Origin of the sequence: Campylobacter concisus (genome assembly GCF_002165785.1) — a bacterium.
GTDB lineage: Bacteria > Campylobacterota > Campylobacteria > Campylobacterales > Campylobacteraceae > Campylobacter_A > Campylobacter_A concisus_W.
Genome location: NZ_NDYO01000007.1, coordinates 87,842 through 113,973, shown reverse-complemented (window position 1 = coordinate 113,973; position 26,132 = coordinate 87,842). Strand labels below are relative to the sequence as shown.

Genomic DNA, 26,132 nt, shown 5'->3' with positions numbered 1-26,132 from the left:
TTTTGTGTCCATCGATGCTACCGCCCATTGCGCGCACCTTGCTCCAGTCCCAGCCGATACCGCCACCAAATTTTGAAAGTAGTGCCATCTCTTTGTAGCTATCAAAAATTCCTTCGATATTATCAGGCGTACTACCTACGTAACAGCTGCTTAGCTGGTGGCGTGTAGTCCTTGCGTTTGAGAGTGTTGGCGTGGCTAGCATCACTTCAAATTTAGAGATAAGGTCGTAAAATTTCTTAGCCCAGCCTTGACTGTCTAGCTCGTTTTGCGCTAGAAACATCGCGATCGCCATAAACATATGCTGTGGCAGCTCGATTGGCATGCCATTTTTGTCTTTGATGAGATAGCGGTCATAAAGCGTTTTGATACCAAGGTATGCAAACTGAAGGTCGCGCTCAGGCCTAATGTAAGCGTTTAGATCCTCAAGGTCATACTTCTCTTTTAGTCCAGGGATGATGCGGCCTACCTTTTCGCCTTTTACTAGGTAGTCTTTTAGGTGATTGTAGCCGTTAAAGCCAGATACTTTGTGATAAAGGTCGTATAAAAATAGCCTCGCAGCGACAAATGTCCAGTTTGGACGGTCGATGTCTATCTTGTCAACTGCTGTTTTTATAAGAGTCTGCTGAATTTCCTCAGTAGTTATCATATCTCTAAACTGGATTTTCGCGTCCACTTCAAGTTCACTAAGGTTTACATTGCTAAGGCCAAAAACGGCTTCATTTGTATATTTTTTAATCTTACTTATATCAAGCTCTTCGGTTCTGCCATTACGTTTTATAACTTTCAAAAATATCTCTCCATGTTAAATTTAATTTGGGATTTTATCCAAAAGGAGATAAAAACTCTCTTTGTTTAAAAAGTGATTTTTGATATAAAATTTAACTCGAAAAATAATATTTTATTTTTAAAAATTAAAAAATTTGATCTTATTTTAAAATGATTGTAAAAATTTTTGAAGCGATGTCTTGAAGCAAGAAGCATAAATTTACTTCTTGCGTTTAAATTTACTTGCCAAAGACTCTGGCGAAAATTTTATCTACGTTTTTAGTGTAGTAGTTGTAGTCAAAGCACTCTTTGATCTCATCTTTGCCAAGGCTCTTAGTTAGGTCCTCGTCGTTTAGCAAATTTTGCAAAAACAGGCTGCGACCTTGCTCGTCGATCGCCTTTTTGCCCTCTTGCAAGTCCGCCCAGACCTTCATGGCGTTGCGCTGAACGATCTTATAGGCGTCCTCTCTAGAGATTCCACGCTGTGGTAGCTGTAAAAGCACGCGCTGAGAAAATACCAGGCCACCCGTCAAATTTAAATTTTTCATCATATTTTCTGGATAGACGACTAGATTTGCTATTAAATTTTTGATACGAACCAGCATAAAATCAGCCGTGATAAACATATCTGGCAGGATAAATCTCTCAACCGAGCTATGGCTGATGTCGCGCTCGTGCCAAAGGGCGACGTTTTCAAGCGCTGGCGTGACGTATGAGCGTAGCACCCTGCAAAGACCGGTGATGTTTTCACTAAGAACTGGATTGCGTTTGTGTGGCATAGCGCTTGAGCCCTTTTGTCCTGGGCTAAAGTACTCCTCCGCCTCATAAACCTCTGTCCTTTGATAGTGTCTGACGGCGACTGCGATCTTCTCACAAGTAGAGGCTAAAACTGCGATAGCACTTACCACATGAGCGTAGCGGTCGCGCTGGATCACTTGATTTGACGCTGGTGCGGCTTTAAGGCCGAGCTCAACGCATGTTAGCTCTTCAAATTCCATTGGAGCGTGGGCTAAATTTCCCATAGCACCTGAGAGCTTGCCGTAACTGATCGTATCTTTTGCATCTTTGATGAGCTTTAGCGCCCTTGCAATCTCATCGTACCAGATGGCAAGCACAAGGCCAAAAGTTATCGGCTCGCCATGGATGCCGTGACTTCTACCGACCATAAGCGTGTGCTTGTGCTCGATTGCTCTGTTTTTAACCGCCTGCATGAACTCCTCTACGTCGCTGATGATGAGCTCTAGGCTCTCTTTCATCTGAAGTGCGACGGCTGTGTCGATGCAGTCGCTTGAGGTCATGCCGTAGTGCACGAACCTGCTCTCCTCGCCAAGGCTCTCGCTGACGCTTGTTAAAAATGCGATGACGTCGTGCTTTGTCGTCTTTTCTATCTCGTCGATGCGAGCCACTTCAAAATTAGCGTTTTTGCAAATTTTCTCACAGTCGCTGTCGCTTATAAAGCCAAGCTTATTCCAAGCTTTAACAGCAGCTTTTTCTACCTTGAGCCAAGCGTCGTATTTTGCTTGTATGCTCCACTTTTCAGCCATCTCTTTGCGTGAGTATCTTTCGACCATTGTTGAACCTTTTTGTATCAGTTTTCTTTATCATAAAAGTAAATTTCAGCCTTGAAAGCTAAAAATCACATCGTATAATTTTATAAAATTTAAGTTTGGATTATATAAAATCCGTGCTGAAATGTCGGTTATATACTTATAAATTTGTGCTTAAGATAGCTCACTTGTTTAAAGGATCATTTTTGCCCTATGTAAATAAATTTATTGCCACTGCAAACAAACAAAAAGCGTATGAAATTTTAATGAAAACTGGCTTTAGCATGAGAGAGGCTCAACGCCTAATAGATAAAGGTAGGCTGATATGTGGTGGCGATGTCGTGAGTGAGAAAAATACCATTTTGAGTGGCGATATTTTTTTGATCGACTATGAGGCCAAGCCAAAGGGACTAAAGCCGATCTTTGAGTGTGAGAGCTTTGCTGTATTTGACAAACCAAGCGGAGTGCTAAGCCACCCAAATGGTAGACACTGTGAGTACTCGCTAAATGATGAAATTTACACGCTTTTTGGACGAGATGCGAGCGTGGCGCATAGGCTAGACTTTGAGACGAGTGGCGTGATAGTCGTTGGAAAAGACAGAAATTCTACGATAAAACTAAAGAAAATTTTTGAAGACAGAGAGGTTTCTAAAAGCTACGTCGCAATGGCGCAAGGCAAGATCGAACGAGAATTTACGATCGATGCCAAAATGGATCTAGCAAACAACTACGACGATGTGAAAATGCGAATGCAAATTTGCGAAAACGGAAAAAGTGCTGTGACTAAAATTTTGCCGATTAGATATTTTGACGATATCGATACGACTTTGGTTCGTGCTATCCCACTCACTGGCAGACAGCATCAAATTCGCTTACATTTGTTTCATGTGAAACACAAGATCCTTGGCGAACCACTTTATGGCTTGTCAAGTCCGCAGATCGAGAAAATTTTAGACAAAGAGATGAGCGAGAGTGAACGGATAAATTTAACTGGTGCAAAAAGGCTCTTGCTTCACTCGGACGAAATTTCATTTAAATTTGATGAAATTTTTTACAAGATAAAAAGCAAATTTGACGCTGAAAACGAGTTTTATAGATTTGCAAAAGAGAGCTAACTTTAGTCTAATTTTTTTAATAAATTTCTATTTCTCATAAACCTTTACCTACGTTTTGCCAAAGTTTATCGCTTTTAAATACCACAATAATAATTTTATAGTTTATGCAATTAACACTCCATTTTATTTCTTTATAAGAGTTAGGCTTTATCTTGATGTTAAGGCTTAGAATTTATGCCTATCTTTTTCATCTTTTAAAACTTTTAAAATAAGCCCTAATCCAAGTAAAACCACAATAGCAACAAAGACTATTTCGGCTATATCAAGTGCACTCATTCTAACTCACGCTGGCTTTACTATTATCTTCAAGCGACTGTATTTTTGAATTTTTATCACTAGCAATAGCTTTAAATTTTGCATTTTCATTGCGTTGTTTTAATTGTCCACAAGCTGCACTTATATCAAGTCCTTTACTCTGTCTGATCGTGCAAGTAACACCGTGATCTCTTAGATATTCTTGAAATTTTAGCATGCTGGTAAGCTCGGGTCGTCCAAATTCGCTACCTTCATGTGGGTTAAAATATATAAGATTTACCTTCGCTTTTATGCCATGAAGTAGTTTTACCAACTTTTTAGCATCACTCACGCTATCGTTTAGGTCTTTGATAACAAGATATTCAAACATTACACGCTTTCGCATATCGATAGGAAATCCCCTAACAGCATCCATAACAGCCTCAATATTATACGCCTTATTTATCGGCATTAGACGGCTTCTAAGCTCATTAGTAACAGCATGAAGCGATATGGCCAATAGCACGCCAAGGTCCATCTCACCAAGCTTTTTTATCTGGCTACCAAGGCCGCTAGTTGAAACGGTTTGACGACGCGGCGATATGGCTAGACCCTCGTTAAGAGCTAAAATTTTGATCGCTTTACTAACGTTAGTAAGATTATCGAGTGGCTCACCCATACCCATATAAACGACATTTATACGTCTTTCATAAGGTATTTTATTTTCTCTTTTTATCCATAAAATTTGTCCCACAATCTCGCCTGCAGTCAAATTTCTAACAAGCCCACCCTTTGCTGTTAGACAAAAAGCACAGCCCATTTTACAGCCAACCTGCGAGCTAACACAAACCGTATAGCGAGCATGGCGACTGATCTTTCCATTCTCATCACTTATCTCCTCTTTCATCGGCAGCAAAACACTCTCTATCTTTAGCCCATCTTTTAGCTCAAAAAGATACTTGATCGAACCATCACTACTTTGCTCAAATTTTACACATTTTAAAGGTTCGATATAAAATTTTTCAGCTAGACCTTGACGCATATCTTTAGGTAAATTTAGCATTTGGCTAAATTCGGTTGCGTTTTTCTTATATATCCACTCGTAGATTTGTGTTGCTCTGAATGGTGGAGAAACTAACTCTTTTAGCTCATCAATACTAAGATCAAGCAAATTTATCACATATTTTCCTTTATATATTTTGTTAGAATTTTCTTGGCCTCTGCGTGATTTTTTATAAAATCAGCATGTGCATTTTTATCACAAAAATTTGTCGCTACGAAAATTCCATAAGCTGGAATTTTAAAAATTTGAGCTACTTTTAGAACAGAATAAAACTCCATATTTTCTAAAAAATAACCATTTTCAAACATCTTATGAGCTAAATTTTTATCAGTCGTTATAAAATTTGACGAATTTGCTTTGATAGTTCCACGTGAAACTATAGAAGAAATTTCACACTCAATCGGTGAATAAGATCTATTTTCTACGCTAGAAATTTCTATATTTGCCCCAACCGAACTTTCATAAATTTGTAAAATTTCACCGTCTTTATAAAGACCTGCCGAGCCAACGAAAACTATTTTTTCTGGCATCTGATACAAATTTCGTTCAGGATTTTTTGACAAATTTTGGATTAGATTTTGTAGCTCTGGATTTGATGAGTTTGCAAATTTAGCTTCAATCTTTGCAAGATAGTGCGGATCGATATTTTTTAAATTTATACCCTTTTCATCCGCTCCAATACATGCTCGTTTCTGCAAAAATTTTGTCAAATTTATCGCCATATCAACTAGCCCCACACCCATTGGCAAAGCAAAGTCAAAAATTTCATTTTTTCCAGCAGAGATAACTAACATCAGAGCCTAACCTCAATACCATTTGTCTTGAGATACTCTTTTAGTTTTTTTATCTCGATCTCGCCAAAGTGAAATATCGAAGCAGCTAAACACGCATCAGCCCCGGCTTCAAAAGCCTCTTTAAAGTGCTCCATCTTACCAGCGCCGCCACTTGCGATAGTTGGTATGGAAAGCGTGCTAAATACCTTTGTTAGCTCAAGATTAAAGCCCTGTTTGACGCCGTCATTGTCCATAGAGGTTAGCAATATCTCCCCTGCTCCACGCGACTCGACCTCTTTCGCCCAAGAAAAGGCATCTTTTTTGGTATCGATCCTGCCACCATTTATAAAAACACTATAACCATTTTCGATCTTCTTGGCATCGATCGCAATTACGACACATTGTGAGCCAAATTTCTTAGCTGCCTCATCAATCAAATTTGGATCTTGTATGGCTGATGAATTTAAGCTTACTTTATCGCAGCCAGCATTTAAAAGGCGAGAGATATCATCGATCGTGCGTATGCCTCCGCCAACTGTTAGCGGGATAAAAAGCTTACTTGCGACCTTTTTTACGACATCAACTATCGTATCACGCCCAAGATGAGAGGCAGTGATATCTAAAAAGCAAAGCTCATCAGCGCCCTCGTCATTGTATCTTTTAGCTATCTCAACAGGATCTCCAGCGTCGACAAGTCCTACGAAATTTACACCTTTTACAACTCTGCCATCTTTTACATCAAGGCATGGGATTATGCGTTTTGCAAAATGATTCAAATCTGTCCTTTATCTATTTTTCTAGCTGCTACCTCAAAATATGGCAAATTAGACCAATTTTCTCGGTTGCCAACTATATAAACAACCTCTTTTGCTCTTGTTAGTGCTACATTTAGTAAATTTGGCGTACTAGCAGCCCATGCTCTAGCACCTTTTGTAGCACCGCCAAGGACAAAGATAATAACATCGGCTTCTTTGCCTTGCATGGTGTGAATAGTACCGGCCCCTTTTAAATTTTTACAAACATCTTTAAAAGGTGTTATTATCTTAACACTATCTTTTAGCTTGGCTAGCTTACTATCTAAAAGCTTTTTAACGATCATGCCTTCAGCTTTATTATAATTACCTATACATTCATCACTACTAACATCAATCCATTCTGTTTTGATGTTAGGGTCGCTAAGTTTACTTTCACTACTTCTACCAAGTATCATCATATCATCATATGTTGTTTCGTTTGAAATTTTAAACATAGGGTTGGCGCACCTTCTATGAACGATAAGTGGCGAACCAACCCAAATGGACTTACCCTCTCCTTTTATATATGTACCAATATTTTGTACTTTATCGGCTCGAAGTTGAACTGATGATTTTAGTAGATTAAACTCATCCTTTGCATCACAGTAGCGTAAAATAGCGTTATTTAAAGCTGGTGGCAATGTTACAACGGGCTCAAGTTGAAGTGGATCACCAACTACAACAGCCATGTTCGAACGAAGCAATGCACCTAATGCGTTAGTTAAATTTGCCTGTCCTGCTTCATCTATTAAGAGCAAACCTATATCGCCATTTAGTAGCTCTTTAAAGGTATTATTAAAAGATGCGAAAGTAGAACTAACAACTGGCGTTAGTAAAAATAATCCTTTTATTATTTCACGTCTATCTTTAGCTTCAAGCCCATTTTTCTCAGCCATTTTTTCATCATTAAATATAACGCTAAGAGCTCGTAAATTTGTTCTAACAGCTTCTTTGCAAGCAAAGATAGTGGCTTTATGCAGATTAAGCGCTTCTTTAAAAAGCTTGATTCTTGCGTTAAAAAGCTTCGTCTTGTGGGGTTTCTCATCAAGATCACACTCCATCATAAATGGCATACTCTTTTGTATTTCTTCATTACTCTGATTAAAACTACCATTTAAAAAGCTATCAAGTTCTTCGCTTCTGCCAATTAATTTTTGACGTCTAATAAAGTCATCATTAAGCTTGTTTAGATGGTCTATCTTGGTGTTAAGTTCTAAAATTTTCTCTTCAAGCTGAGTTATTTGAGCTTTTAGTTCGTTTAATTTTACTTCATTCTTCTCTTTATTTTCACTATTTTGCTTGCTTGCTTTCAAATTTTGCTCAGCTATTTGTCGATTTATCTCACTAACTTTTTGTACTTCATTGTTATATTTTTCAAAAGCTTGTGTCTTTAAAATTTGCTGGAAAATAAAAAATGATGGCTTTATAGGCGTACTTAGATACTCTTGTAAAATTTCATTTTGACCAATAAGCTTTGTTAGCTCGTTAGCTTCAGCCACCTTTTGTTCTAGTTCATTTTTGCTCAAATCCAGCTCATCTATTAGTGGCCTTAAAAGCTCGTCTATTTGCTTTGCTGAATTATAGTTATCAAGTCTTTTATCGATATTTATAAGCTCGCTATTTATACTTTTTAGCTCCTCTTCTTTGATCCTGATCTCACTAAAAAGTAGATTTACTTCATGTAGGGCTTGATTAAATTTCTCCTTTGCCTCATCGTAATCATCAACTCCTTCGCCGGTAGCCAAATACTTGCCAAGCCCCATCAAAAAGCCATCTTGCTCTATAAATTCTTTAAATTCTTTTGAAATATCTTCAAACTGACTATGTGTTTTTTCGATCTTTACGCCATTAATCGCGTTAAAAACAAAATTTGACTTATTTTGCTTTGAGCCAAGAGGTATGCAAAAAAGCCCCCATGCAGGTTTTGAGATAAAAGATTTTTCTCCAAAATTTGTCTTTTCATCAGCCGAGAGAAGCCTTGTAGCTATAAATTTAAAATAATCAATCTCGCCTGCGTAGCTACCGATGCTTTTTAGTTGGCTAAGCTCTTTACTTAAAATTTCAACCGCACCGTTATTACAAGAGCTAACAACCATCTCATAGCCCTGAAGTTCTTTATTTAGAGTGAAATAAAGCACCTTATCGCTACTATCTCGAACTGGTGCAAAGATATCATGTCTACTCATTTGTGCGAGCTTTATCGCTCTAAGCGTAACGACTTCAGCCATTACGTCTTTTAAAAGCGTTGTTTTGCCAGTACCTGGAGCACCATTTACACTATAAATTCCACCACTTTTTTCTTTAAATTTTTTAATGATGTTATTAACAGCAATTTGCTGTGAAAAATTTAGAGCGAAGTCGCTAGCAAAGGCCGATCTTGGATACTCCTCTGCTTTAAAAAAATCTCTAACAAGCCTTTTATTTTGCTCATCTCTTACATCAAGTCTTTCAAATTTATTCTCACTGCCCTCGTCCAAAAACTGATCCGTCAGCTCGTGTGTCCTACCTGACTCGTAAAATTTTATAAGCAAATTTATATCATCTATAAAAAAGCTATTTAAAAGGCTATCATTTTCTTTAAAATTTGGATTTATGATCTTTACTTCAAGCCTTAAGAAATCATTACAAAATGGTGTTTTAAGTGCACTTTTTAGCTCATCGTTTATAAGCTTTATATATTTGCCAAATTCCATTTTTTCTTTATAGATAGATAGCTTGTCTTTTATGCGCTCGCACTCTTTGCTAAAGTCACTTTGGCTTATCTCTTTTAGATGATCTAGGCGAGCCATTGCCCAAGGAGCTGTTGAGATGAAAAGATCATCAGATGAGTTTGGTGTAAAAAATGGAGTTAAATCATCATCTAAATTTACATCTTTTAAAGCAAAATTTTGATCATCTTTACAAAATACCAAATCACCAGTAAGCTTAAATTTATAGCAAAACGCCTTATCAAAGCTCGTTTGCTCAGATCGTAGCTCATCTAAAATTTGCTCTTTTTCAAATTTCACCTTTGCCAGCTTTGATATATAAATGGCAAGCAAGTCAGTCTCAAAAATGCCGCCATAAATTGAAATTTCTATACCATTTTTTAAAAGTGAGCTATCAAATGCTCTTAAAATTTGCATAAGCTTCTCATCGAAATTTGCAATCTCAAGGTCTATTGATTTTTTAAATTTCGTATTTGTCTTTTTTGGCTCGTCTAAAGTTTTTGGCTCTAAATATTGTGATAATAAAAAGTATTTTAAGGTATTTGCTTTGCTCAAATTTATGCCTTATTTTGTTGTTATTTAGTGATTATAGTCCATTTTATATATGATTAAACTAAACTTGTAATCATTGTATAAGTAATTTTTGGCTAATATCGCGGCTATGATAAAGGCAAAAAAGCACTTTGGACAGAATTTTTTACAAGACAAAGCGACACTAGATAAGATCATCCAAGCGATACCCAATGACGTAGCAAACGTCGTTGAGATTGGGCCTGGCTTAGGTGATTTGACATTTAGACTTTTGCAAATTTATAAGACAACCTGTTTTGAGATAGATTGTGAGCTGTTTCAAATTTTAAAGGCCAAATTTGCAAATGAGATCCAAAATGGACAATTAAAACTTTTTTGTAAAGATGCATTAGAGCAGTGGCAGCAAGAGGGCGGACTAAGTAGCGAAAACTACTTTTTGGTCGCAAATTTGCCCTATTACGTTGCTACGAAGATGATCCTAAATGCGATAGATGACGAAAAATGCCTTGGGCTTATCGTGATGATACAAAAAGAGGTTGCTCTTAAATTTAGTGCAAAGAGCAAGGATAAAGAATTTAGCTCTTTATCGATCCTCGCTTCACTTCAAGGCAGGTGTGAGCTTTTGTTTGATGTGGATGCAAAGCTTTTTAATCCACCTCCAAAGGTCACATCTTCAGTCATCAAACTACAAAAAACAAAAAAGATTTTTGGTAAAGACGGGATTTTCAAAGATGCAAAACAATACGAGGCTTTTAAAGTATTTTTAAGAGCTGCATTTGCTTCGCCAAGAAAGACGCTTTTGAAAAATTTATCCACAAATTTTGACAAAAATGCGTTAGAAGAAATTTTTGAAAGCCTAGCTTTAAACCAAAATTTACGTCCACACGAGCTAGATGTCGATTCTTATCTAAAAGTATTTGAAAGATTAAAGGAAGATAATGAACGACAAAAACGAAGAGAAAGTTGTAACTAATCAAAGCAAAAACAACAAAAGACGAAGATTTAGACCAAAAAACAAACCAAAACAAGAAAGCGAAATTACCGAGCAAGCTTCACTAGCAAGCAAAAGCGTGATAGATAACTTCTTTGCAGCAGAGCAAGCTGAAACTGAAACGCACGCCGAGCCAAAGAGTCAAAATTCTCGCCCAAAAAAGCCAAGAAATAACAAAAATCAAAATAAAAATGGCGAAAATAATAAGCCAAAAGATCAAAAACAAGAACCACAAGAAACAAAAACCAAAACGCAAGAACAAAAAGAAAAGCCTAAAAAAGCTAAAAAGCCAAAGAAAAATTTACCTGCAAAACTAAATGGTAATGAGCAATGGCAGCAAGATATCGCAAGCGCAATGGTAGCAAACAAGGCCGTTCACGAGCTACGTCTGGAGCCGATGAAGTATCTAAACTCAAGTGAGCATAAAATTCGCATAACTCCACTTGGCGGTCTTGGCGAGATCGGCGGAAATATGACTATCTTTGAAACTGAAACTAGCGCTATCATCGTGGATATCGGCATGAGTTTTCCGAGCGAGAGCATGCACGGCGTGGATATCCTCATCCCAGACTTTGACTATGTTAGAAAAATAAAAGACAAGATAAAAGGTGTCATCATCACTCACGCGCACGAAGATCACATCGGCGCAGTACCATATTTTTACAAAGAGTTTAAATTTCCGATTTATGCCACACCTTTGCCGCTTGGCATGATAAATAACAAATTCGAAGAGCACGGCTTAAAGCAGGAGCGCTCGCTTTTCCGCTCTGTCGAAAAAAGAAAGCCATATCTAATAGGCGACTTTGAGATTGAATGGATACACATCACACACTCTATCATCGATGCTAGCGCGCTAGCCATCACGACAAAGGCGGGCACCATCATCCATACGGGTGACTTTAAGATTGACCACACACCGATAGATGGCTATCCAACCGACCTTGGCAGACTTGCATACTACGGCGAGCGCGGCGTGCTTTGTCTATTAAGCGATAGCACAAACAGCTACAAAGAGGGCTTTACTAAAAGCGAAAGCAGTGTTGGCAAAACCTTTGATGCGATTTTCTCAAAGGCCAAAGGTCGCGTCATTATGAGTACATTTAGTTCAAACATCCACCGCGTTTATCAGGCGATCGAGTGGGGGCTAAAATACAACCGCAAAGTCTGTGTCATTGGTAGATCAATGGAGAGAAATTTATATACTGCAATGGAGCTTGGCTACATCAAACTTGATAAGAAAATTTTTATCGATGCAAATGAAGTCGGTAAATTTAAAGATAACGAAGTGCTGATCGTTACCACAGGCTCTCAGGGTGAGACTATGAGCGCGCTCTACCGAATGGCTACCGACGAGCACAAATACATCAAAATAAAGCCGACCGATCAGATAATAATCAGCTCAAAAGCGATCCCTGGTAACGAAAATAGTGTCTCAACGGTGCTAAATTTCCTTATCAAATCAGGTGCAAGTGTTGCCTACCAAGACTTTAGCGAGATCCACGTCAGCGGTCACGCAGCACAAGAAGAACAAAAGCTGATGCTACGTCTTATAAAACCAAAATTTTTCTTGCCAGTTCACGGCGAGTACAATCACATCGCAAAGCATAAAGAGACAGCTACAAGCTGCGGCGTAGACGAGAGAAATATCTATCTAATGAGCGATGGCGATCAAATGGAGATCTGTCAAAAATACTTAAAACGTGTAAAAACGGTAAAAACTGGTAAAGTCTTCATAGACAATCAAATAAATAAACAAATATCAGACGATGTCGTGATCGACAGACAAAATCTTGCTGAAGCAGGTGTAGTCATGATAATCGCTCAAATTTCACGTCATGGCGCAAAGCTCATAAATAAGCCTCGTGTCATTAGCTACGGACTTGTAGGCAATAAACAAGATGCGGAGTTTAGCAAAGAGATGCAAGAAATTTTGACGCAGTTTTTAAGCAATGTCAAAGAGGAGCTTTTAAAAGATGGCAGACTGCTCGAGTCACAAGTGCGTCAAGTGATCAGAAAGCATATCTTTAGAAAGGTCAAAAAGTACCCAACTATCGTGCCAATTATCTATCTAATGTAAGGGAAATTTATGCAAACAATCAACCAAATCGCAGCCGAAGTTTTAAAGATAGAAGCAAACGAGCTTTTAAGACATGCTAAAAACTTAGAGATAGAAGATGCTGTAAATTTGATATTTAATACAAAGGGCAAGGTCATAGTAACAGGCGTAGGCAAGAGCGGTCACATAGGCGCAAAGATCGCTGCCACACTTGCAAGCACTGGCACGCCAAGCTTTTTCTTGCACCCAACAGAGGCTATGCACGGCGACCTTGGCATGATAGAAAAAGACGATGTTTTGTTAGCCATTAGCTTTAGTGGCGAGAGTGATGAGCTTATCAAAATTTTGCCTCATGTAAAGCGCTTTGGCGTAAAAATCGTCGCAATGGCAAGGAGTAAAACAAGCTCGCTTGGTAAATTTAGTGATGCATTTATTAGCATTGACGTAGAGAAGGAGGCCTGCCCGCTAAATGCTGCTCCAACAGCATCAACTACGCTAACGTTAGCTCTTGGCGATGCGTTAACTGTTTGTTTGATGCAAAAGAGAGGCTTTAAAAAAGAGGACTTTGCAAATTTTCACCCAGGTGGCAGCCTTGGCAAGAGGCTATTTTTAAAGGTCAAAGATGTGATGAGAAGCGAAAATTTACCGATAGTTCGCTGGAATGCAACCCTAAAAAGCGCGATCGATACGATGACACACGGCAAGCTTGGCACGGTTTTAATAGTCGATAAAGATGGCGTGCTAGACGCTCTTTTAAGTGACGGCGATCTTAGGCGCGCGCTTATGAGAGAGGACTTTGACCTAGAAGAGCCAGCGATGAAATTTGCAACCTTGCATCCAAAAGAGATAGACAACAAAGAGATGTTAGCTGTAGATGCGTTAGCCCTCATAGAAAAGTATAAAATTCAGCTTCTAGCTGTCGTAGAAAATGGCGTGCCTGTAGGCGTTTTACACATCCACGACCTTGCGAATTTAGGACTATAAAATGGAAAAAACAAGACTAAATAAATTTATCTCACATAACACAAACTACTCACGCCGTGAGGCAGATGAGCTGATAAAAGCTGGCAAGGTTAGCATAGCAGGACGTGTGGTTAGCGACCTTGCTACAAGCGTAGATGAAGATGACAAAGTGCGTATAAATGGTCGTTTGATAAAGCTAAAAAAAGAATTTACTGTTATCGTTTATCACAAACAAAAGGGCGAACTAGTTAGCAAGAAAGATGACCGCGGACGAAAGACGATATATGACACGTTAGATAAGAAATTTGCTAAATTTGTTAGTGTGGGGCGCTTAGACTACGCGAGCGAAGGACTACTTTTGCTAACCGACGCCCCAGCTATCGCCACAGCACTAATGAATAGCGATATTGAAAGAGAATATTATCTAAAGGTAAAAGGCGAAATTTCAAAAGAGGTGATAGAAGCTATGACAAATGGCTTTTTCGCCAAGGATGCCACCAAAGGCGCTCACGCAAAAACAACTATAAAATCAATGGAATTTAAGCCATTTCTAGCCTATAAAGTCTTTGGCTCAAGCGGTGGTTACACAAAACTAAAGGTCATCATCAACGAGGGGCAAAATAGGGAGCTACGCCGCTTCTTTGGCTACTTTGACCTTGAAGTGATGGATCTAAAACGTGTTAGTTTTGGGCGTGTTAGCCTTGATATGCTAAAGCCTGGCAAATGGCGATACTTCGAAAATAGCGAATACGAAGACCTAAGAGACTTTTTAAAAGTTAATAACATTAGATACTAACATCAGGCTTGTTTCTCTAACAAAGAGGCAAATTAAATTTATAAAAATGAAGAAGAAATGAAAAAGGCTATTCTTTTATCTGTGATCTTACTAACTACCAGCCTTTCTAAAGATCTTTTTGAGCTTGGGCTTGAGGCTTACGATAAGGGCGAGTTTGATAAAGCCGCCAAGCAATGGCAAAAAGTTGTGATGGTGGGAATATTGATAGTTGCACTAATTTAGGAACTTTATTTGAAAACGGTCAAGGTGTAGCGAGGACTATAACAAAGCAGCTGATCTATACAGAAAAGCTTGTGATGACAATATTACCCAAGTCAACAATAATTTCGATATTGTGTAGCAAATGCACAAGATTGTTCTATGAAAATTTTTCTTCCTTCTTTAATTCTTTTATCTGTTTTGAATCTAAATATTTAACTCCAATCTATAATATATGTCTATATCTCTTAATAGATTATCTGTCGACTCATCATTTAGCTCTTCTAGCCAATTTCTTAATTCATTAATTGTAATAATTTCCTCAATAGCATTATTGTATCTATCTTCTATAATTTTCATACCTTTGGATTTTTTCTTTATATAATCCATTAGCTCAGATTGAATTATGTCCTCTGTTTTTTTAGTTTTTATAATAAATGTTACAGGAAAGTGCATTACTTTATCCATATCAAGCAAATACTTGTCATAGTTATTAACTTCTGTTACTTGAAAAAACGACCTAATGGACTCATAACAAAGTCAATTCCACCATCATTAGCATTTGTTCTACCAGTCCTATATAATGTAAGATATTCTTCTTTAAGTGTTTCAGTTGAATATCCTATATATATTTTTATGTTTTTATAATGGTTTTTAAGTATGGCATAAGATATAATCTCAAATATTCTTGCCTCTGAATCTTCATCCAATAATTCTTTTAACTTAGTTTTCTTCTCATCTGTTGTTTCTAAATTTATAAGTAGGTTTATATCTCCAATCAGCTTGCTATCTTTCAATTCCAAAATTGCTATATATTCTTCAATTGCCTTTTTTGCAATCTTAGATATATCAATGTGATCTACATAAAGGTACTCGATATGAAGTGCATACTTTCCATTATTTACAATAATCAAGTCATTGTCATGTTCGGAAACTATTTTGTTTTTAAATTCTCCATTAACCCTGGAATTTAAAGCATGGTTTTGTAACTTACTTCCTCCATATAGTCCTCTATAAAAATTAAATAACTTGGTGTAATCATATCCTCCAAAATTTTTATAAGACTCCTTGTTTGAAAAAAACTCTTCTACATAAAAATATATGATTGAATAAACTGCATAAATATTCGCTAAACTTCTTCTACTTTTTGAATTTCCATAAATAGCACCCATTTTAGAGTCTAAATATTTTAACAATGGGCTATTATTATAAAAATCCTCCACATTAATGGTTTCCCCTAATTGCTCCACCAAAATTTTCTTAAAAAAATCTTTCATATTCCATACTTTCATACTTTCAAGCAATAGCTATTCTTTGTAACTTATTTATTTAAATGGTCATTTTTTGACTTATTTTTTGTTTTTCTCGACTTATTCTTTTCCAAAATTTTACCCTTGTATTCATTGGAAATTCCTGTTCTTCGTAAACCAATTTTATAATATTCTTCATTAATTTCTATGCCTATAGATTTTCTCCCTAATTCTTTAGCAACACTTGATGTAGTAAAACTCCCACTAAAAGGGTCTAATACAATATCCCCTACATTACTCGATGCTAAAATTATCCTTTCTAGCAACTCTTTTGGTTTTTGTGTTGGATGATTTTCATACTCTTCCATTTTAAATCTCACCCTACTAAAATCCCATACATTACCTGGTACTTTTTTCGTATTATATGGCTGTGGTGGTGTTTTTCTATAATCAATTAACTTTCTTTGCGAACCTGTTTTAGCTTCAATCATAATATCACTATAATTGAAAGTATATTTACTTTTTTTACTCTTTGTAATCATAATTATTGGTTCATACAGCGACCCGTATTTGCTTTTAGATTGTACTCCAGATGAATCATATGACCAGATTATCCTATTTACAACATTGTATCTTTCATCTACATAAACATCTAATTTGGGCATATTTTGTGTAGATGACATAAAATACATTGTTCCGTCATCTTTTAAAACTCTCATACATTCATCAATCCATTCTTTAGCCCAAATAAAGTAATCATTCGATGAATTAAAAATATCAGTATCGTTCCCAAAATCTTTACCTATGCCATACGGCGGATCTGCAAATATCAAATCAATAGACTTGCTTGATATTGTTGTTAAAACTTGCAAAGAGTTTCCTAAAATCAACAAAGAATCTTCATCATAGTCAAATTCTACTTTACTATTGTTAAAAATATTATCGAAAAACAATTTTTATTATCCTATCATTTCTTATTATTTTTACCACATATTCAATTTTTTATATCCTTGACTCAACTATAATTATAGCCTTTTTCTATTATTAATATACAGCTATCAGCCCATTCAGGTGTTTTTTAACTTGCCTATAGTTGTAACCCAGCCGTTTATTGTAAGTTTGTTTGCTTTTATAAGTTCTAAAAACTCATCTTACCTAGTTCTCAAATATATACCGATGAAAATTTAGCTTATGATGACTTGTTGGCTCATTAAGACTTAAAACGTGTCAATCATCATATTGAATACAGCGGACTAAATAGCGAGAACAACAATCAAAGCGAAAGCTGCAACGCAAAATTTAGGTGTATGTAGTTGGGGCAACTTCATAAAATAGGCACTCCATGTTTCTCAAACTACGCAAGCGAGATAACATACCATAAAAATACTTGTAGGCTTTATAACAATGCGATATTTGATGATATTTTAGCTCGTTGCTTGTCAAATAATACCATATCAAATGAATTTTGTGGATACTGGCAAGGTAGCAAAAGAGTAGCTGAAAGGTTTAGAACTTAATTAGATATCTTGTGAAACTTAACGGCGTTGTCAGTAAAAGTAACTAAAATACCACGCATAATTAGCTTATTGAGACAAAGTAGATATTTTACTTATATAGAACGAACTATCGACTACATCGTCTTTAAAGATATACTTTATTATATCACTAGTGCTACAAAGTTTGGTTTTAATCTCTCAATTATTCTACGATTTAACTCACCACGAGCAAAATATGATAAGCTTCTAATGTTTTTAGCTAATATTGAGCTTGTTTTATTGTTTGTAACAAAAGTTGAGAATACCTTATTTATAATAGCTAATTCGTCTTGAAATTTTAAAATAGCCTCTTGATAGTACCTAATCTTACCTTGACACCCTGAATGTTTAGCTATAAGGGCTAAAACAATGTGAGATTCTGCTATAATGCAATCCTTTAATAAGATGTTTTTTATAGTAAAATTTTAGCTGTTTTTTAGAGTGAAAGTTTTGTGTGTTTGCTACATAATATCGAATAATTTGAGAGTTTGGGCGTAAAACAAGACTACTACAAGGCAGCTCAGTTGTGGCAAAAAGGTTGTGATAGTAGAGATGATATGAGCTGTTATGATCTAGGTATTTTATATGAAAAAGGACAAGGGGTAGGGCGAGATTACCATATAGCAAAAGAGTTATTTGGGAAGGCTTGTGATTTAGGTCTTCAACCAGGATGTGATTTTTACAAAAAACTAAATGAAAAAGGCTTTTATTACTCAAAAAACAACCTAGCGAGCTCTAACAAATTTAGAGCTACATAAATTTATATCTTATTTTCTGAAAGTAGGATGTTTATGTATGGATTTAGCAGCGTTTCGCCGCGTGCTGCGTAGAGCAAGACCTCTTTAAAGTAGTTGTCGTTTATGCCGTAAGTGTGAAACTCATACGCCCCTATGCCGTATCCCATCGGCGTGATATCGACCCTCGAGTACCAGGCATTTTGCGCTGGGATGTAGCGGTTTGTATCTCTTGAATAGACATATAACTTGATCTTATCTTTGCTCTTTTGCGCCATATACCAGATGAAAGAATTTGTGACGTCATTAAAAAAGTAGATGTCGCCATTTGGCATGATCGCCTGGGCTGTGTCATTGTTATCAGCGATGAGCGTCCTGCTCTCATAACATATATATTTATTTGGTGTGAGCACCTCGATCGGCTCTGATTTGTCGCTATGTGAAACTAAAATTTTATCGTCGCTTATGTCGGCATTATAGGCGAGCACGGCTAAGACTAGAGCTAACAAACACAAAGAAAAAATTTGTTTTATCAAAATAAAAATCCTCTTAACAAATAGTATTTGAGTACATAAAGCGCGCAGATCAGCACGCAAACGCCTAGCCAGATCGATGAAAATTTAAGCTTGTGTGAGTAGTTAGTCTTTGTGATAATCTCAACAAAATATGGCATAAGACCATAAAATACACCGAGAAACAAACTGCCCCAGATGAGGTAGCCAACGTAAAAATAGTCACTTTTTAGCATACAGTATGGACATTTATGGTTTGGCTGCTCGTAAACATAAAGGCCAAAAAAGTAGGTAATGGCATAGTAGCTAAGCACCAAAAACAACAAATTTGCCACAAAGCTCGCCATACTTTGCTTTAAAAAATTTAGCACCAAAATGACAAAAAAGAGCACATAAAATGCACTCACTAAGCCAAAATTTGTATAGCCAAATGGTAACTTTGGAGCTTGAAAAGTAACAGAACAGCAAAAGACCGGCACTTTTAGTGGGATATTGTAAAAAAATGAAATTTCTATACCAAGTTCGACTAATATCATGACAAAAAGGCAGATGAAAATGGCGTATTTTTTCTTTAGATAAGGGAAATTTAGGGCTTCTAAGTCAAGTTTATTGATAACCAACCAAATACCAAGTCCAAAGATCAGCAAAATTTTAGTGAGCATCAATATGCCGCCAAATTTATTTGAGCCAATCACTCCAGCTGAACACATGGCACCAGGCACAATGTCAGAGAGTTCATTTAGGCAAAGTGCAAAAAATATAAACAATACGATCTTGATACATACGCAAAAAAGTAAGATCGTATTTACAAGATAGTTTTGTTTTTCAAGTGAGTATTGAAGCGATGTTAGTGCGTTGTAGTCCCACGACCTCACGATCTTAACGACATAAAATAGCGAAATACTCATCAAAACTAAAAGCACAAACTCCGCTAACAAAAAGGCAATAACGGCGTTTGATAAAAAGACACTCATACTATCTCTCCGTTTTGTAAAGAAACAACCCTATCTGTTGCACTTAGCTCATCAAAAATGCTATCGTGAGTAGCGACAATAACACTCTTTTTCAGAGCTTTAAAAGACTCTAGTAAGCCTAAAAAGGCACGTGCATTATCTCTATCTAAATTTGCCGTTGGCTCATCAGCCAAGATGATATCAGCATCCATAGATAAAGCTCTAGCCACCGCACATCTTTGACGCTCGCCACCACTTAAATTTGATACGTTTTCATCTTTTTTATGAGCGATATTTGCGAGGCTTAGAGCCTTTTTTATCATCTCATCTCGCACATTTGTCTTGAAATTTGTTAGAGCAAATGGAGCTAGTAAATTTTCATATACACTCAAGCCATCAATAAGGTTAAAATTTTGAAAAACCAATCCAAGCCTTTTGTGTCTAAGCTCAGAGCAAAAAGCATCGGGTAGCTTTGCGATGTTAGTGCCATCTATCAAAATTTCTCCACTAGTTGGCTTTTGAAGTAGGGCGATAAGAGAAAGTAGGGTACTTTTACCGCTTCCACTAATGCCTTTTAGTATCACTAGCTCGCCGTCATTAATATCTAAATTTATATTTTTTAAAGCACAAAACTCATTTTGTTTGTTTTGGTTATAAACTAGGCTAACACCTCTTATATTTATCATTTTAGCCCCTCATTTATGTCACTACTTGCTACTCTCCATGAAGGTATGAGTACAAACGCCAAAAATGGTATCACACCAAAAACAAAGATCAAAAAGAGCTTGTCAAACTCTAAAATAGGCGTGAAATTTGTAAAATTTAAAAGCTCATCACCTAAAAATATCCCTTTTAAAAGTGGAGCATTTAATACAAAAACAAAGAGATAAGCCAGCATAACACCGAGTAAAAAAGCACTAACACTAACGATGAAATTTTGTATAAATTTTAAAAATATAATGTCTTTTATACAAAAACCAATACTTCTTAAAATAGCTATTTCACGCTTTTTACTACCATAGGCGAGTGAAATTTGGTTTTTAAGCAAGACAAAGAATATAAGCATAACACTAACGTAAATGCTCATAAAAATTCCACCCTTGTAATAGTAAAGGTGCCTAACCTTAGCCACCTCATCTTCTATACTAAGAGCGAAAGAATTTGGATATAAATTCTCTATCTTTAAAGCTACTTCACTGATCTCATCGGTATTTGGCACCTCAACGTAGAGCTTTGTATACTCTTCATCTTTTAAATTTAAGATAGCCCTTAGCGTATTTGGATGCAAAAATATAGCGTTATTTGAGATTAAACCACTTTGTGCCGGCATAGTCTTTAATATCTTTACTGGTATCATGCGCTCTTCAGTTAGAAAATTAAAGCTCTCGTCGTAGTAAAGCTCATTCATCGCCGCCTTTACACCTTCTCCGACGATCATCTCATCCTCTTTTAAGCTATCATCTTCATATAGATGAAACCAAACACGCTTTTGAACGAAGTAGTACTCTCCATCAACCACGCCCCTAACGTCAGCCACGCCATCAATCTTTGAGATGTCATAGATATAGCCAGGGTGCATTAGATCGCCTTTGCCAGCACGAAATGCGCTCACTACGATACTTGATCTATCTTTTACTAAATTTATAAGATCATGTTGGATCGATCCAGAGATAAAAAGTACCGAGCTTAACACAAAAATAATGAGTGCAAAGAGGCAGAAGCTAAAAAGGTGATCCTTCCTATCTTTAAAAAGCAGAACCACAGCATAGTTTATAAAATTTTTACCTATCATAGACAAAGCCTTTTTGCCCCTTTTGGTTAAAACTAAAAGCAGCATTTGCTCTTGTTATCTTAGAAATTTCTCTTAGCTCATCTTGCTTTGCTTTATGATCAAAGCTAAGATAGTGTGCCGCTAAAAGCGTATAAGAAAGTCCAAAAAATAACGCCAAAAAAACTAGAAATTTCACACTATTTACCGATAAAATTCTTTATCTCGTCAAATCTTATGACACCTTTGCCAGCATGATCTTTTAAAAAGCTCACTGCCTTTGCTTCATCTTTAAATGGGATAAATTCATCGCCCATTGGTCCATAAACGTTTGAGCCATGAACATAAAACGCATCTTTTGCATCAAGCTTTTCTAGCGTGTAATAATCGCTCACATAAGCATCTTTTATTTTGCCATCCGCAAAATAAAATTGTGCCATATCTTTTACGCCATCAAAATAATAATCCTTGCCATCTGCTTTGATGAGTGTCGCCCATGGAGAATTTTTAACAATCATGCCACATACCGCACATCTTGCACCTTTTGGTACGACTATTCTCTCAGGTTTTTTTATTTCTTGTTTAGCTTTTGAGGCTTGGTTGCTAGTACCTAAATTTACTGGAGCGTCCCATAGATACAAAGCGGCAGCTTGTAGGTGTTTGTCGTACTCTGGAGCTTTGCTGGCCTCTTTTGAGTCACATACTTGTTTAAGATGAGCTTTTAGCTCAGAGATAGCTTTAAAGCTTTTTGGATCAGTTTTATCGCAGTTTGCCTCGTAAAATTCCTTACCATACGCATAAACGCCGTCTTCGCGTTTAGCTTTGATCATCTTATTATCACCATCGAAATCCTGTCCAGCGATCTCGTAAGCTTTAGCAAAATTCATTATCTCGCCGCCATTTTCTGCTTGAAATTCTTTTGCGTCAGCCTCGGTTGAGAAAGCGTATTTGCTATTTCTAGTCATTGTGCCTTTAACACTACTGCCAACGACATAAAAGGCTTTATTTACATCGATTAAATTTAGATTTTTAGTATCTACAACTTGTGCGTCACTTGGGATCTTGCCTTCTGTTAGCTCGTATAGGCAGTGAAGTGATGCTACTTGCTTGCCGTTATATACGTGATTAGTCTTATAGAATTTAACCAAATTCATTCCACAAACAGCACAATATTCCTTACCCTCGCCATTTCCTACTAGTGTAGCCTTGCTAGGATCCACGCTTTGAAACATCGGTTTCATTTTGACAGATTGTTCATTTGCCGAAGTACCAAAAAGCAGGGTCGCCAGCAGTGCTGAACCCAAGATAGAACGTAAAATCATAATTATCTCCTTTAGTATTTTTTATTTTTATATTTATAAGCTTTAAATGCCACTGAGCTAACTTTATCAAACATCAATGCTTTTCTAAAATTTCTAAATTCTCGCACGCCTCTTTTAAGCCATTTTTGCAGCTTCTAGTAAAAATTTCACGTGCTTTTTCTAAATCTTCTTTCACACCTTTGCCCTCTGCTAGCATGATAGCGTAGTTATTGCAGCCCTTTTCATATCCATATGCACACGCTTGCTCGTAAAGTTTTGTGGCTTTTGTGAGGTTTTGATCAACGCCTTGTGCATAAACATATAAAAAGCCGAGATTATCACACCCTATGCCAGCTTCGTTTGCACAAGCCATTTCGTAGTTTGCTTTGGCTTTTGCGTAGTCTTTCTCGACACCTTCGCCTTGTGCATATAGATAGCCAAGGTTGCTACATCCTATGCCGTCCCCTGCTTTGCAAGCCTTTTCGTAAAGCTCTTTTGCCTTTTTAATATCCTTTGTCACGCCGGTGCCATTTGCATAAAGCAAGCCAAGCTCCGTGCAACCCTCATTATCCTTACAAGCCTTTTCGTAAAATTTAACCGCTTTTTCTAGGTCTTTCTCCACGCCTTTACCCTTTTCATATACATAGCCAAGGTTGCTGCAAGCCATAGAGAAATTTTGATCACAAGCTTTTTCATAAAGCATCGCCGCCTTTGCTTCGTCCTTTTTGACGTTGCCATCGCCCCTGCTATAAAGCACAGCTAGATTGTAGCAGCCTGATGCCTTTTTCTCTTTATCGCAAGCATCTTCATAAATTTGTGCTAGCTTGTTGTGGTCATCTTTTGCACTTAAAGCCTCTTTGATATAGCCAGCATTTAATAGTCCCAAACAAGCAAACAATAAAACTAAACTCTTTTTCATCATATCTCCTAAATCTCTTTTATATCCTTACCTCTATAAGCAAAGGCAATTAGCAAAGCTAAGAGCATTAAAAGCAAATAGAGCAAATTTGAAACGCTAAATCCATCGCCATTTGCGTATGAGTGAAGTCCGCTTAGATAGAAATTTACACCAAAATAGGTAAAAATAACTGAACCAAAAGAGAGCACGCTAGCTACTAAAAAGGTAAAAATATTTTTTAATCTTGGGATAAATCTTAAATGAAGTGCAATAGCATAAATAATTATCGTTATGTACGACCAGCTCTCTTTGCTATCCCAGCCCCAGTATCTGCCCCAGCTCTCATTCGCCCAGACACCGCCAAGAAAATTTCCAATAGTTAGCAAGCTAAGTCCTATGATGAGGCTTAGCTCATCAGTTGCAGCGAGGTATCTTATCTGCTCGCTGAGCTTTTGCTCGTTTTTTTGATTTTTTATAGCCATTAAAAGAAGCCCAAGAAGCCCAAGCACAAAGCTAAAGCCCAAAAAGCCATAGCTTGCCGTGATGACACTCACATGCACACTAAGCCAAAATGACTTTAAAACTGGGACTAGATTTGTTATTTGTGGATTTATAAAATTTAGATGGGCTACAAGCAAGCTCACGCTTGCAAAAAGTGAAGCAGCTCCAAGGGCAAAGCTTTGATGTTTAAAAAATAAAACTCCAGCTAGTACGCTTGCAAGCGAGATATATACTAAGCTCTCATAGGCATCACTCCAAGGCGCATGTTCTGAGATATAAGCACGAAGAGCTAAATTTAACAAATGCACCGCAAAGCCAAAATAAAATGCAAGGCTTAATGCGCTTTCAAATCTAAATTTCTTTCCAGAAAATAGCCTATAAAAGCCAAGAGCGAGCGAAACTAGCCCAAGGATCATGTAAAAATATATAAGAAATTTAAAAATTTCCATTTGATTGTAAAGCGCTTCAAGCTCCACCTTTGCCTCACTTGGTGCAAGAGAGCCTAGAGTGCTTCTTTGATAGCTTGAAATTTTCTCCAAGCTCCTATCAGCCTCTTTGCACTCGCCACTTTTTACGCAAAGGCTTAAATTTTCTATATAAGCGCCTAAAACGCTTTTAAGCTCGCTTGAAATTTCACTTGAGCCAAAGGCTTCATTTACGCCTAGCCACGTTAGTTTATCGCCATTTTTAGCTGGGATAAATTTTAAAATTTCTCCCTTTAGCGCAAGATATAAGACATTTAACCTCTCGTCAAATTTGATCACGTCACTATCAAATTTATCTCTTTTTGAGGCAGATTTTTCATTTGCAACTTCTACAAATTTAGCCAGCTTGTACTCGCCATTTTCGTTAAAAACATCGTTAAAACTAGCAAATTTCTCATTAACTCCCAAAAGCTCGCCTACGCGCTCACTTGTGATCTTTACTATCCTTTTATCCATCCACTCTTTTGGCGAGATGGCAAAAGAGAGCATTAGCTCCTCGCTGCTAAGCCCAAATAGCGTAGTTTTGATTGAAATTTTACTTATCACAGCTCTTGAGTAAGAGCCAGCTGGAGCGATTCTGCTATCAGCTTGAGTCAAAATTTTGGCAAATTTGCTTGCATGAGCGTCTAAATTTTTATTATTTTCATTAGCAAAATTTGGAGTAGCATTTAAAAGCAAAATAGCCAAAAATGCGATTTTCGAACCTTTTATAAAATTTAGCAGTCTAAAAAAACGGCTCTTTTTGCTAAATAAATTTGCCACAAAGCCAAGGCAAAGTAAAAAATATCCTATGTAAGTTGGGATTTTGCCAGGATCACGGCTGATCTCAAAAGCGCTTCCAAGCTCGTCAGGATCGTATGAAGACTGAAAAATTTTATAGCCATCAATCGTTAGTGGATTATTTAGCGAGATGTCGTACTTGCCGCCAGCGATACTTACTTTACTTGTATAAGATGATGGACTATTTAGCCCTGCATATCGCTCTAAAATAAACTCGTCAAGCTCTAATGAAAATGGTAATTTTAAAGCCTTTGAACTAAAGTAAAATTTCACCTCTTGCCCACCAAAACTTAGCACACTAGGCTCTAGCTCATATCCGGCTCCGCCTTTTAGCTTAACGCTCTTTTTTTCGCCGTTAAAGCTTATCTCTAAACTAAGCGTAGCAGGAGCATTTTTCTCATCTTTTTTATATCCAAGCAAGTTAATTATAAATTCCTTGCCATCTATAAAATTTTTAAACTCAAAGTCGTTTTTACCAAATAAGCTTAATTTTAATGGATAACTAAAATTTTCTCCAAGCGTTTCAACCCTAAGATAAGGCTTAACGCTTTGCATTACGTTTGAGCTTTGCAGAGCTCTAAGATGCATAACGCCCTCTTCGCCAAAATACCTTGTAAGCGCAGCCCCGATGAAAATAACGATAAAAGCAAGATGTATCAAAAATGCGCCAAATTTTTTATACATCTTGGTTTTTACGATACTAATGGCTAAACAAATGGTGCAAGCAAACATAACACACTCGTACCAAAGCGCTTCATAAACAAGCACTCTGGCCGTTTGTGTGTCATAAAAATTTTCTAAAAAGGTCGCAAGTCCTGCACCAAAAGCAAGAATAAATAATAATATCAAAGACAAGCGGTAGATATTTAAAATTCTCATCG

At 36.9% G+C, this 26,132-nt stretch carries 25 protein-coding genes; 8 read left to right on the top strand and 17 right to left on the bottom strand.

Going from position 1 to position 26,132, the window contains the following annotated elements:
* Together B9N62_RS06815 and purB are read right to left on the bottom strand one after the other, a co-directional pair.
* Window positions 1–787: ribonucleotide reductase N-terminal alpha domain-containing protein (locus tag B9N62_RS06815; protein WP_257640213.1), on the bottom strand; the 787-nt coding region annotated here is incomplete at its 3' end.
* A gap of 217 nt (window positions 788–1,004) precedes the next feature.
* Window positions 1,005–2,336, bottom strand: a complete 1,332-nt coding sequence (gene purB, locus B9N62_RS06810) for an adenylosuccinate lyase (protein WP_087584891.1) — start codon at window positions 2,334–2,336, stop codon at window positions 1,005–1,007.
* Between the two features lie 182 nt (window positions 2,337–2,518).
* On the opposite strand from purB, the gene B9N62_RS06805 reads away from it, so the two are divergent.
* Window positions 2,519–3,427, top strand: a complete 909-nt coding sequence (locus B9N62_RS06805; protein ID WP_087584890.1) for a pseudouridine synthase family protein — start codon at window positions 2,519–2,521, stop codon at window positions 3,425–3,427.
* A gap of 277 nt (window positions 3,428–3,704) precedes the next feature.
* Here B9N62_RS06805 and rlmN read toward each other — a convergent pair whose 3' ends face one another.
* The 4 genes from rlmN to B9N62_RS06785 are packed head-to-tail and all read right to left on the bottom strand — an operon-like array spanning window position 3,705 to window position 9,554.
* Window positions 3,705–4,841, bottom strand: coding sequence for a 23S rRNA (adenine(2503)-C(2))-methyltransferase RlmN (gene rlmN / locus B9N62_RS06800; protein WP_087584889.1), 1,137 nt, complete (start codon window positions 4,839–4,841; stop codon window positions 3,705–3,707).
* Window positions 4,838–5,518, bottom strand: coding sequence for a purine-nucleoside phosphorylase (locus B9N62_RS06795; protein ID WP_087584888.1), 681 nt, complete (start codon window positions 5,516–5,518; stop codon window positions 4,838–4,840). Before B9N62_RS06795 ends, rlmN begins: the two co-directional genes overlap by 4 nt.
* The gene (gene hisF / locus B9N62_RS06790; protein WP_087584887.1) at window positions 5,518–6,273 is read right to left on the bottom strand and encodes an imidazole glycerol phosphate synthase subunit HisF; all 756 of its coding nucleotides are present in this window, start codon (window positions 6,271–6,273) and stop codon (window positions 5,518–5,520) included. The genes B9N62_RS06795 and hisF overlap by 1 nt, the downstream gene beginning before the upstream one ends.
* Window positions 6,270–9,554, bottom strand: a complete 3,285-nt coding sequence (locus tag B9N62_RS06785) for a DEAD/DEAH box helicase (protein ID WP_087584886.1) — start codon at window positions 9,552–9,554, stop codon at window positions 6,270–6,272. The genes hisF and B9N62_RS06785 overlap by 4 nt, the downstream gene beginning before the upstream one ends.
* Before the next feature lie 106 nt (window positions 9,555–9,660).
* On the opposite strand from B9N62_RS06785, the gene rsmA reads away from it, so the two are divergent.
* Genes rsmA through B9N62_RS10500 form a run of 5 tightly spaced genes read left to right on the top strand, consistent with a single transcriptional unit; the run spans window position 9,661 to window position 14,558 of the window.
* Entirely contained in the window at window positions 9,661–10,503 is an 843-nt protein-coding gene (gene rsmA / locus B9N62_RS06780; RefSeq protein WP_087584900.1) for a 16S rRNA (adenine(1518)-N(6)/adenine(1519)-N(6))-dimethyltransferase RsmA, read from the top strand.
* Window positions 10,469–12,598: a ribonuclease J gene (locus B9N62_RS06775; RefSeq protein ID WP_180382168.1), complete on the top strand. Its 2,130-nt coding sequence runs from the start codon at window positions 10,469–10,471 to the stop codon at window positions 12,596–12,598. Before rsmA ends, B9N62_RS06775 begins: the two co-directional genes overlap by 35 nt.
* Window positions 12,599–12,607: 9 nt before the next feature.
* On the top strand, window positions 12,608–13,561 hold the full coding sequence (locus tag B9N62_RS06770; RefSeq protein WP_087584885.1) for a KpsF/GutQ family sugar-phosphate isomerase: 954 nt from the start codon (window positions 12,608–12,610) through the stop codon (window positions 13,559–13,561).
* Between the two features lies 1 nt (window position 13,562).
* Window positions 13,563–14,336 carry a pseudouridine synthase gene (locus B9N62_RS06765; protein WP_087584884.1) on the top strand — a complete coding sequence of 258 codons (774 nt, stop codon included), beginning with the start codon at window positions 13,563–13,565 and terminating at the stop codon, window positions 14,334–14,336.
* 57 nt (window positions 14,337–14,393) lie between these two features.
* Window positions 14,394–14,558 (top strand): hypothetical protein, encoded by a 165-nt coding sequence (locus B9N62_RS10500; protein ID WP_180382167.1) that lies wholly within the window; start codon window positions 14,394–14,396, stop codon window positions 14,556–14,558.
* Window positions 14,559–14,741: 183 nt separating this feature from the next.
* Here the strand turns inward: B9N62_RS10500 and B9N62_RS10630 are convergent, their stop codons facing one another.
* Genes B9N62_RS10630 through yhdJ form a run of 3 tightly spaced genes read right to left on the bottom strand, consistent with a single transcriptional unit; the run spans window position 14,742 to window position 16,737 of the window.
* Window positions 14,742–15,002, bottom strand: a complete 261-nt coding sequence (locus B9N62_RS10630) for a hypothetical protein (RefSeq protein WP_219336784.1) — start codon at window positions 15,000–15,002, stop codon at window positions 14,742–14,744.
* Between the two features lie 35 nt (window positions 15,003–15,037).
* Window positions 15,038–15,811: a hypothetical protein gene (locus B9N62_RS06760; protein ID WP_219336783.1), complete on the bottom strand. Its 774-nt coding sequence runs from the start codon at window positions 15,809–15,811 to the stop codon at window positions 15,038–15,040.
* 44 nt (window positions 15,812–15,855) lie between these two features.
* Complete coding sequence (yhdJ, locus tag B9N62_RS06755; RefSeq protein ID WP_219336782.1) at window positions 15,856–16,737, bottom strand: adenine-specific DNA-methyltransferase; 882 nt, start codon at window positions 16,735–16,737, stop codon at window positions 15,856–15,858.
* Window positions 16,738–17,097: 360 nt separating this feature from the next.
* Between yhdJ and B9N62_RS10360 the strand changes: the two genes are divergently transcribed.
* Both B9N62_RS10360 and B9N62_RS06750 read left to right on the top strand, forming a co-directional pair.
* Entirely contained in the window at window positions 17,098–17,301 is a 204-nt protein-coding gene (locus B9N62_RS10360) for a hypothetical protein (RefSeq protein WP_141083207.1), read from the top strand.
* Window positions 17,302–17,843: 542 nt separating this feature from the next.
* A complete protein-coding gene (locus tag B9N62_RS06750) occupies window positions 17,844–18,077 on the top strand; it encodes a hypothetical protein (RefSeq protein WP_257640212.1) in 234 nt (77 codons plus the stop codon).
* 2 nt (window positions 18,078–18,079) lie between these two features.
* Here the strand turns inward: B9N62_RS06750 and B9N62_RS06745 are convergent, their stop codons facing one another.
* The 8 genes from B9N62_RS06745 to ccsA form a co-directional block, all read right to left on the bottom strand.
* Complete coding sequence (locus tag B9N62_RS06745; RefSeq protein ID WP_012140661.1) at window positions 18,080–18,589, bottom strand: hypothetical protein; 510 nt, start codon at window positions 18,587–18,589, stop codon at window positions 18,080–18,082.
* On the bottom strand, window positions 18,586–19,539 hold the full coding sequence (locus B9N62_RS06740; RefSeq protein ID WP_087584883.1) for a hypothetical protein: 954 nt from the start codon (window positions 19,537–19,539) through the stop codon (window positions 18,586–18,588). The genes B9N62_RS06745 and B9N62_RS06740 overlap by 4 nt, the downstream gene beginning before the upstream one ends.
* Complete coding sequence (locus B9N62_RS06735) at window positions 19,536–20,204, bottom strand: ABC transporter ATP-binding protein (protein WP_087584882.1); 669 nt, start codon at window positions 20,202–20,204, stop codon at window positions 19,536–19,538. Before B9N62_RS06735 ends, B9N62_RS06740 begins: the two co-directional genes overlap by 4 nt.
* On the bottom strand, window positions 20,201–21,310 hold the full coding sequence (locus B9N62_RS06730; protein WP_087578080.1) for an ABC transporter permease: 1,110 nt from the start codon (window positions 21,308–21,310) through the stop codon (window positions 20,201–20,203). Before B9N62_RS06730 ends, B9N62_RS06735 begins: the two co-directional genes overlap by 4 nt.
* Entirely contained in the window at window positions 21,300–21,485 is a 186-nt protein-coding gene (locus tag B9N62_RS06725) for a hypothetical protein (RefSeq protein WP_054197437.1), read from the bottom strand. The genes B9N62_RS06730 and B9N62_RS06725 overlap by 11 nt, the downstream gene beginning before the upstream one ends.
* 1 nt (window position 21,486) lies before the next feature.
* The gene (locus tag B9N62_RS06720) at window positions 21,487–22,608 is read right to left on the bottom strand and encodes a nitrous oxide reductase accessory protein NosL (RefSeq protein ID WP_087584881.1); all 1,122 of its coding nucleotides are present in this window, start codon (window positions 22,606–22,608) and stop codon (window positions 21,487–21,489) included.
* Window positions 22,609–22,681: 73 nt separating this feature from the next.
* On the bottom strand, window positions 22,682–23,506 hold the full coding sequence (locus B9N62_RS06715; protein WP_087584880.1) for an SEL1-like repeat protein: 825 nt from the start codon (window positions 23,504–23,506) through the stop codon (window positions 22,682–22,684).
* Between the two features lie 8 nt (window positions 23,507–23,514).
* Window positions 23,515–26,130 carry a cytochrome c biogenesis protein gene (ccsA, locus tag B9N62_RS06710; RefSeq protein ID WP_087584879.1) on the bottom strand — a complete coding sequence of 872 codons (2,616 nt, stop codon included), beginning with the start codon at window positions 26,128–26,130 and terminating at the stop codon, window positions 23,515–23,517.
* Window positions 26,131–26,132: the final 2 nt, after the last annotated feature.

Bases quoted from the DNA above. Each gene is read 5' to 3' on its own strand.
- purB (WP_087584891.1), bottom strand. From the start codon at position 2,336: ATGGTCGAAAGATACTCACGCAAAGAGATGGCTGAAAAGTGGAGCATA.
- B9N62_RS06795 (WP_087584888.1), bottom strand. From the start codon at position 5,518: ATGTTAGTTATCTCTGCTGGAAAAAATGAAATTTTTGACTTTGCTTTG.
- rsmA (WP_087584900.1), top strand. From the start codon at position 9,661: ATGATAAAGGCAAAAAAGCACTTTGGACAGAATTTTTTACAAGACAAA.
- B9N62_RS06775 (WP_180382168.1), top strand. From the start codon at position 10,469: ATGAACGACAAAAACGAAGAGAAAGTTGTAACTAATCAAAGCAAAAAC.
- B9N62_RS06770 (WP_087584885.1), top strand. From the start codon at position 12,608: ATGCAAACAATCAACCAAATCGCAGCCGAAGTTTTAAAGATAGAAGCA.
- B9N62_RS06765 (WP_087584884.1), top strand. From the start codon at position 13,563: ATGGAAAAAACAAGACTAAATAAATTTATCTCACATAACACAAACTAC.
- B9N62_RS10500 (WP_180382167.1), top strand. From the start codon at position 14,394: ATGAAAAAGGCTATTCTTTTATCTGTGATCTTACTAACTACCAGCCTT.
- B9N62_RS10630 (WP_219336784.1), bottom strand. From the start codon at position 15,002: ATGGATAAAGTAATGCACTTTCCTGTAACATTTATTATAAAAACTAAA.
- B9N62_RS06760 (WP_219336783.1), bottom strand. From the start codon at position 15,811: ATGAAAGATTTTTTTAAGAAAATTTTGGTGGAGCAATTAGGGGAAACC.
- B9N62_RS06740 (WP_087584883.1), bottom strand. From the start codon at position 19,539: ATGAGTGTCTTTTTATCAAACGCCGTTATTGCCTTTTTGTTAGCGGAG.
- B9N62_RS06735 (WP_087584882.1), bottom strand. From the start codon at position 20,204: ATGATAAATATAAGAGGTGTTAGCCTAGTTTATAACCAAAACAAACAA.
- B9N62_RS06730 (WP_087578080.1), bottom strand. From the start codon at position 21,310: ATGATAGGTAAAAATTTTATAAACTATGCTGTGGTTCTGCTTTTTAAA.
- B9N62_RS06720 (WP_087584881.1), bottom strand. From the start codon at position 22,608: ATGATTTTACGTTCTATCTTGGGTTCAGCACTGCTGGCGACCCTGCTT.
- B9N62_RS06715 (WP_087584880.1), bottom strand. From the start codon at position 23,506: ATGAAAAAGAGTTTAGTTTTATTGTTTGCTTGTTTGGGACTATTAAAT.
- ccsA (WP_087584879.1), bottom strand. From the start codon at position 26,130: ATGAGAATTTTAAATATCTACCGCTTGTCTTTGATATTATTATTTATT.